This is a genomic window from Clostridium bowmanii, assembly GCF_018861315.1.
GTDB lineage: Bacteria > Bacillota > Clostridia > Clostridiales > Clostridiaceae > Clostridium_AD > Clostridium_AD bowmanii.
Genome location: NZ_JAHLDL010000069.1, coordinates 1 through 6,811 on the forward strand (window position 1 = coordinate 1; position 6,811 = coordinate 6,811).

At 27.6% G+C, this 6,811-nt stretch carries 11 protein-coding genes; 4 read left to right on the forward strand and 7 right to left on the reverse strand.

Annotated elements, in window-relative coordinates; translation table 11 throughout:
* The 5 genes from KPL51_RS24600 to KPL51_RS22575 form a co-directional block, all read right to left on the reverse strand.
* On the reverse strand, nucleotides 1-51 hold a 51-nt coding region (locus tag KPL51_RS24600), incomplete at its 3' end, for a helix-turn-helix domain-containing protein (protein ID WP_216166609.1).
* An 85-nt stretch (nucleotides 52-136) separates the two neighbouring features.
* On the reverse strand, nucleotides 137-289 hold the full coding sequence (locus KPL51_RS22560; RefSeq protein WP_216166592.1) for a hypothetical protein: 153 nt from the start codon (nucleotides 287-289) through the stop codon (nucleotides 137-139).
* A gap of 146 nt (nucleotides 290-435) precedes the next feature.
* Nucleotides 436-1,131: a nucleotidyl transferase AbiEii/AbiGii toxin family protein gene (locus tag KPL51_RS22565; protein ID WP_216166594.1), complete on the reverse strand. Its 696-nt coding sequence runs from the start codon at nucleotides 1,129-1,131 to the stop codon at nucleotides 436-438.
* Nucleotides 1,115-1,816, reverse strand: coding sequence for a DUF6088 family protein (locus KPL51_RS22570; protein WP_216166596.1), 702 nt, complete (start codon nucleotides 1,814-1,816; stop codon nucleotides 1,115-1,117). The genes KPL51_RS22565 and KPL51_RS22570 overlap by 17 nt, the downstream gene beginning before the upstream one ends.
* A gap of 246 nt (nucleotides 1,817-2,062) precedes the next feature.
* Nucleotides 2,063-2,326 carry a heavy metal transport/detoxification protein gene (locus tag KPL51_RS22575; protein ID WP_216166599.1) on the reverse strand — a complete coding sequence of 88 codons (264 nt, stop codon included), beginning with the start codon at nucleotides 2,324-2,326 and terminating at the stop codon, nucleotides 2,063-2,065.
* 537 nt (nucleotides 2,327-2,863) lie between these two features.
* On the opposite strand from KPL51_RS22575, the gene KPL51_RS23795 reads away from it, so the two are divergent.
* Together KPL51_RS23795 and KPL51_RS22585 are read left to right on the forward strand one after the other, a co-directional pair.
* Nucleotides 2,864-3,259, forward strand: a complete 396-nt coding sequence (locus KPL51_RS23795) for a winged helix-turn-helix domain-containing protein (protein WP_224854734.1) — start codon at nucleotides 2,864-2,866, stop codon at nucleotides 3,257-3,259.
* A 45-nt stretch (nucleotides 3,260-3,304) separates the two neighbouring features.
* Nucleotides 3,305-4,108 (forward strand): HAMP domain-containing protein, encoded by an 804-nt coding sequence (locus KPL51_RS22585; RefSeq protein ID WP_224854728.1) that lies wholly within the window; start codon nucleotides 3,305-3,307, stop codon nucleotides 4,106-4,108.
* Here the strand turns inward: KPL51_RS22585 and KPL51_RS24420 are convergent.
* Entirely contained in the window at nucleotides 4,074-4,742 is a 669-nt protein-coding gene (locus KPL51_RS24420) for an urease accessory protein UreH domain-containing protein (RefSeq protein ID WP_312888845.1), read from the reverse strand. The genes KPL51_RS22585 and KPL51_RS24420 overlap by 35 nt on opposite strands.
* Before the next feature lie 444 nt (nucleotides 4,743-5,186).
* On the reverse strand, nucleotides 5,187-5,669 hold the full coding sequence (locus tag KPL51_RS22595) for an FTR1 family protein (protein ID WP_216166605.1): 483 nt from the start codon (nucleotides 5,667-5,669) through the stop codon (nucleotides 5,187-5,189).
* A gap of 380 nt (nucleotides 5,670-6,049) precedes the next feature.
* On the opposite strand from KPL51_RS22595, the gene KPL51_RS22600 reads away from it, so the two are divergent.
* Nucleotides 6,050-6,289, forward strand: coding sequence for a copper resistance protein CopZ (locus tag KPL51_RS22600; RefSeq protein WP_216166607.1), 240 nt, complete (start codon nucleotides 6,050-6,052; stop codon nucleotides 6,287-6,289).
* A gap of 433 nt (nucleotides 6,290-6,722) precedes the next feature.
* Nucleotides 6,723-6,811: transposase (locus KPL51_RS22605; RefSeq protein ID WP_216166616.1), on the forward strand; the 89-nt coding region annotated here is incomplete at its 3' end.

Consider the following 6,811-nt stretch of genomic DNA (forward strand, 5'->3'; position numbering starts at 1 on the left):
AATTTCTTGAAGCTCAGTAGGATATATTCTATATTTAAATCCTTTTAACATAGATAAATTCACCTTCTTTCTATAAGTTAATTATACCATTAAACGCAGTGGTATCAACACTTAGCATGTGTAATTTACTTATATTTTATGCAGTAATACTTAACGCCACTAACTCATGACTGAAGTCACGAGAGTGCGTGGCGAAATCTTCAATAAACAAACATTCTATTGCTTTAAAAGTTTCAATAGCATCTTTGAAATTTTGCTTTTCATATCTATATAGTAAATCCTTATGCAAAGATTCATATCTTGCCTTTACATCATCTGTAAAATAGTGTTTCCATGAATCAAAATTATATTTTTCATGTGGATTATATTTGGATTCAATACTACGTTTTTTTAAATAAAAGGAGTCCGTTTCTTTAGTCGTTTTTACTAATTCCTTTAAGTTTCCCTTATTTGCAATAAAATCTTGAATTCCTTCAGCTTATATAATTGTGTTACATCATATATATGCCTTACTTTTTTATTTATTGTTCCATCAATTGCATGTCTTTTAACAGATAAAATTTTATCAACAAATGTTCTCTCAACATTTAATACATTGATTCTAACAGTTTTCAACTCATATTTACTTATATCCACCATCATTTTATTATTTTCTAAGAATTCTTGAATATAAGTTTTAAGATCTATTTCTTTATGAGGATCTGGTTTAACACTACAACCTATTTCCAATTTAACCTTACTATTTTCTATATCATCTTCCTCAAACCAAACATATGAGCTTTTATTCCTATCATTACGTTCACTACCTATTTTATCACTACTGGCATTGCCAATTAGAATTTTTTCAATTTTTTTCAACTTCTTACTATACTGTTTATCGCTTAATTTTTCTTTCGAAATAAATGTTAAATCGATATCCTCTGAAAATCTATTTATAGAGCCTGGATAACATTTGCTTAAAGAAGTTCCACCTTTAAATACACATTCATTTACAAAATCACTATTTTGCAAATTTTCAAGTATCATTACAATATAATAATCTCTTTTAACAGCCCCAAGTGGAATCCCTATAAATTCACTTGTAACTATACATAAATCTTCAAATTTTTCTTTATTAATATGCAGATTCATAAATTCCCCTCATTACTGGTATTTTATATTTTGATGTTCTATTTAAAAATTTTGAAATAGTATTTCTTATATTATTATCATTTAAAATACTTTCTAAAAATGCAATTGTTCTTTTCTTATACCTTATATTACTTAATACATTTATAAATACTTCATCACAATAGCTCTCTACAATTATATTAATAAAAGCTCTAAATTTATTTTCATTAGCATCCTCTATTTCACTATAATGTTGTAATATTTCAAGCTGCTCAATTGCTTTCTTTATTTCAAGATTAATTGATAAGTTTATTTTTTTTATTTTAATGTTGTTTATATTTTTTTTCTCTTCTTCTAGAATATTCGAGTAAATTTCTATTGTTTTAGATACCTGAGTTGTTATTCCATATTTATTATATAATCTATAACCTATTACAATACCTTTAAGTTTTTCTTTTCCAATATAATAATCTAAAATATTTTCTTCACCAGATGATATTTCCCCAAATCTAGTTATCTTAGGTCTACAATACACACCTTTAGATACTTTTTTTAATTTACCCTTATTTACCATTCTTTCAAGACTTTTATAATAAGAGTTTACTGGAATATGTGATAAATGTTCCTTTAAAAATACATTTGCAACAATTAAATCCTTAACAGCAAATGTTTCAATTTTATTTTCCACTTCTATTTGATAGCTCATAATATCACCTTCTTCTATTTATTATATACTTTATATGTTAGAAAGGTCAAGTTTTTTTTGATTTTACTTGACATATTTATTATATTCAAATGACAAATAAAAGATACAAGCAACAAGTTCAATAGATGAATTGTCTAAGCTATGTGTAACCTAACCCTCTTCCATCTAGTGAGACCTGTACGTTATGAGGCTCTCCTCCTTCCTTCACAAGCAAATCTTTCATTTAAAACATCTAAACAATTACCTCTATACTATCTTCTTATTATATTGACCTATAGTACTTGAAGTTTTTGCATATTGCAAGGCAGAGGTTTCTATTTTTACAACATCATATCCTGCCTCTTCAATAGCTGCCTTAATAATTTCATCAGTAATATTCGTGCTTATTTCAGCAGTAACAACTAGTTTTTTAATGTCCACATCTCTTACCCCAATTTCCATTAGCCCATCGACAACATTATTTAAACCATGTTCAAACGTCATACTTTTTACTATTATCTTCTTTTTCATTTTTATAGGTCTCCCTTCAAATTTCAATATTATAGTAATGGCTTAAAGCCTTTTAATCTTAGTACATTTATTAAATACGGAAACTGAACTAAAACTCCCTTCCGCAAATAATTAATCTCTATCTACTCTTATTATTACAAAATAATATAAAGAAATTATAAAGATATACAATTTTTATAAAATATTACTCGTCTTTGTTCATCTCATATTTTAGATATTGATTCATTAGCTATATATGAAACATACACAAACTGTCATGGGGTTACCTTTGGTTTTATGCACTGCAGTTGAACGATAATTTAAAATAGTAAAGAATGTATTCATTTATCATCTTCATATTTTCCCCACAATTGCAGTCTATAATATAATTATATTAAGAGAGTAAATATTTTATACAAGGAGGCTATTTATATGTTTTGCAGATTTTTGGGTTCCGGTTATGGACAATTTGGAGGATATGGTGGAGGTGGAATGTTTCTAATGATGGGCTTTGGGTTTTTAATATTTCTAACATTAATTTATCTAGCTTTTAAGCTAATGAAAAGTAATACGCATTTTTCATTAACAAATCATTCATTGGCAAATGATTCATTATTAAATAACTCAGCATTAAATATATTAAATGAGAGATATGCTAAAGGCGAAATTGATGAGGAAGAGTATACTAAAAAGAAAATGATTGTTAAAAAACAAGGTAACCCTGTTCCTTTGACTTCTAATGAGTTTACAATTTTAATTGCGCTTTTAACTAACCCTGGGCAGATCTTCTCAAGGGAACAATTAGTAACCAAAGCTTTTGGAATCGATTATGATGGTTTTGATAGGACTGCTGATACTCATATTAAAAATATTAGACAGAAAATTGAACATGACCCTAAAAACCCACGATACATTCTTTCAGTGTATGGAATGGGATATAAATTCAATGGTTAATTGTTTATGCATCTTAACTCTAATGAAAATATGAGGTGAATTGAAATGAAATTAGCAAAAAAATTATCTTTGGGTTTTCTTCTTACTGCAATTGTATCTATACTCATTGCAGTGTTAATTTCAAATTATATGATTGGTAATAAATTTAACAATTATTTAATTGATGAACATAAAAATAAAGTAAACAAAATTGCAACTACAATAGATGGCTTATACAACGAGAAATCAGGCTTTTCTTCTAGTAATAAAGATGAAATACTAAGATATGCTAATGCAGAAGAATTGTATATTAAAGTGAAAAATATAAATGGTGTGGTACTTTTCACCTCAGGTAATTCAAACCTACAAAACAAAACAATGATGGGTTCAATGATGAATTCAATGATGAAAAATTTTTTTGAAATAAAGCCTGGTCAATACACTGAAGATAGCTATCCATTAAGTAAAGATAATAAAAAAATTGGAACTATAGTCTTTGGATATTATGGCACGTCTTTTTTAAATACAGGGGCATTAACTTTCAAAATGACCTTGAATCACTCCTTTTTTCTTTCTGGCTTTATAGCTTTGATTTTTGGGTTAATAGTAAGCATCCTACTTTCAAAGCAAATATCCTCACCCTTAACAAAAATCACTGATACTGCTAATAAAATTAGAAATGGAGATTTAGAAGCTAGATCTCATGTCGCATCCCAAACCAAAGAAATAGATGATTTAACAACTTCAATAAACTATCTTGCTGAAACTCTACAAAAGCAAGAGCTTCTTCGGAAAAGATTGACGTCAGACATGGCTCATAAACTTAGGACACCTCTTACCAATTTAAAAGAGTTTTTCCACTTTTTTTAAGATTACAGAAAGACCAAGGTAATTTTATGTTGAATCTTCTAAAAAGACTGTATCCAGACATATTTAATCCCATAATAATCATAAAAATCCCAGCTAAAACCTGAAGACCAGCCTTAAATTGTAACGTAAGAGAAAAAACAGAACCCAGAGCTCCAACAATTCCACCAAGAATAGTGTAGGATATCACTCTGCCTAAATTATAGAATATAGCGGGTTTTAGAGATTGAAAATTGCTTTTATTTTCTGCTCGTATACTTTGTGATAACATTATGCCGCCACACATACCTACGCAGTGCAGGGAAGTGAAAATACCAACTATAAATAGAACTAAATAAGATGCGTTTTCTAGCTTAAATTCCATGTCAAAGCTATTACCAGCCTTACTTAAAAGAATAATTGCAAGAACTATTATTAGCATACCAACAAGTTTGTAATTGCCAGAATTCTCTGTACTATAACCAATTTTAGAGATTTTTTCTTTAATTTGTACTATATTACACATTTCATCATCATATTCTAATAATACACTTTCACTTTTGTAATCAGCTAATACCTTAGTAACACCACTGATACTCATCAGTGACTTTTCTATTCTAGCTTCACAGGAGGTGCATGTCATGTTGTAAACTTTAATTTTCTGTTTTTTTACTGCTCATAGATCACCTCTTTATCTATTATATTATCTAATTAAAATTATACAAAGAAGATGTGTAGATTTTATAAAGATATATTCAGAAACGAGTATTCTATTTTTTCAATTCCTTATGCCAAATAAAAAACATGATAAACGTGTAAACATATTGAACAACGAATTGTATGATTTCTGGCTTTGAGTACCAACCGAATAAAACGTAAAGAGGAAGCCCTATAATACCTTCTTTATGGTAGAATATAGTTTTTGAAAGGTCAAAAGCCTTAATAAATATAGGACTTGTACTTGCAAGTATATTTAGAGAATTTAGTGCAGACAATCCTTCATGAATTCCATAACCTAGTAAAAAACCAGCTTGTAAAATCAAATATACTAAAGTTATATTAAATAATATTTTTAAATTTATTTTCACTAAAGAAAAATAAATCAATATTGCAAAATTAATGCTGCAAAAACCCCTGAAAATATTGATAACAAAGTATATTTACCTGCAAAAAGAAATATTGCAATTTCAGCACCTTCACGAGTAACCATAATAAATGTAATACTAAAAATGCCCAAAGCTGAAAGGTTAGTTTTAACTTGTTTTTGAACCTCGGCAATCATGTTTCTTCCATGTTTTATCATCCAATAAATAAAAGTAGTTATCAATATTAGTGCTAAAATACTAGCCGAACTTTCCCACACCTTAGATAATTCCTCCATTTTACCAATAGATTTAGATATATAGAATAAAATTGCACCAATTCCTATTGAAGCTAAAATTCCTACTAAAGCTCCTGAAAAGGCATTCTTTCTGAAAGTAATATTGCCACTTTTTTTCAAATATTGAAGTATAATTACTACAATTAAGAAAGCTTCAAGGCCTTCTCTAAAACCCATAATTAGTCCTGGTAAAAAATTTTCCATTAATATAACACTCCTTTAAAAACATGATATTGAAAGTCATTTTCAATTAAGTATAATGTGTATTTAAACTTATGTCAATGTATAAAATAATTTTCTTATGCATTTATTATTTTGGTAGTGACTAACAATTAATAACCAAACGAAGGTTAGATTACTTTGGTATTTTTCTTAATATTATTTATTGGTACTAGAATTTTAACGGGAAAATTTTCAAGTATGCCTTTTTTTGTAGCCTCTGTTTTTGCTACTGCTTATAGTTTATTATTAGATAAAAAAGGAGCGAAAACTCCATTCTCTGACAAGATTGATCTATTTGCTTTTATCTTCATATCTTACACATATAAATTTGGTATTATACAACTAACAAGGAGGTTTATGAAATGAAAGATTTTACAGTTAATTTCAAACAATATAATATGTTATGTGATAAATGTTTAATAAACGTAATTAAGTGTATAAGTAATCTCCATGGAATAGATGGCTTAGAAATAAGTCTAGAATCTAAAAAAATAAAAATTATATATAAAGATAAAACAGTTTCTAAGAAAATGATACAAGATAAGGTTAACGAAACAATTCTTACTGGTAAAGTTAAAGATATATATGGCTTTAGTTCATAAATTAAAATATAATAATGAAACCAATTTTGTAAATAAAATAGCAAGCTTTACATTGCTGTAAAGCCTTCTATATCAACGTTTTAGTGTATGGTGACTCATAGGGCAATTGAACCCCTGATTCGGTAAATTGCTTATTATAACTTTCTACAAAGCACTGTAAGTATTACCAATACTAGACTCTGTTACTGTATCATTCTATATCTAAATGTAATTATTTAAAACTAATGTGTTAAAAATGTGTTAAATTATTTTTAATCGTTACAATAAAATCATACAACATAATAAATTGTTATCTTGAAGACTTCGACCTAACTCGTGGCTTAAGCCATGAGTTAGGTCGCCTTACATATGTTGGCAATAAAACAGTTATAGACCCTTAATATAATTGATTCATATAAACACATATGTTAATATGTATTTAGAGGTGAAAGTAATGGCTCAAGTATATTATGGACGTGGCTATGTTTATTCAATACAATATCATATTGTTTGGTGTGTTAAATATAGACATAAGATTTTAAC

What these genes read in the sequence shown, in the direction of transcription:
- KPL51_RS22600 (WP_216166607.1), top strand. Translation starts at nt 6,050, where the DNA reads ATGAAAGATTTTACAGTTAATTTCAAACAATATAATATGTTATGTGAT.
- KPL51_RS22575 (WP_216166599.1), bottom strand. Translation starts at nt 2,326, where the DNA reads ATGAAAAAGAAGATAATAGTAAAAAGTATGACGTTTGAACATGGTTTA.
- KPL51_RS22565 (WP_216166594.1), bottom strand. Translation starts at nt 1,131, where the DNA reads ATGAATCTGCATATTAATAAAGAAAAATTTGAAGATTTATGTATAGTT.
- KPL51_RS22595 (WP_216166605.1), bottom strand. Translation starts at nt 5,669, where the DNA reads ATGGAAAATTTTTTACCAGGACTAATTATGGGTTTTAGAGAAGGCCTT.
- KPL51_RS22585 (WP_224854728.1), top strand. Translation starts at nt 3,305, where the DNA reads ATGAAATTAGCAAAAAAATTATCTTTGGGTTTTCTTCTTACTGCAATT.
- KPL51_RS23795 (WP_224854734.1), top strand. Translation starts at nt 2,864, where the DNA reads ATGAAAAGTAATACGCATTTTTCATTAACAAATCATTCATTGGCAAAT.
- KPL51_RS22570 (WP_216166596.1), bottom strand. Translation starts at nt 1,816, where the DNA reads ATGAGCTATCAAATAGAAGTGGAAAATAAAATTGAAACATTTGCTGTT.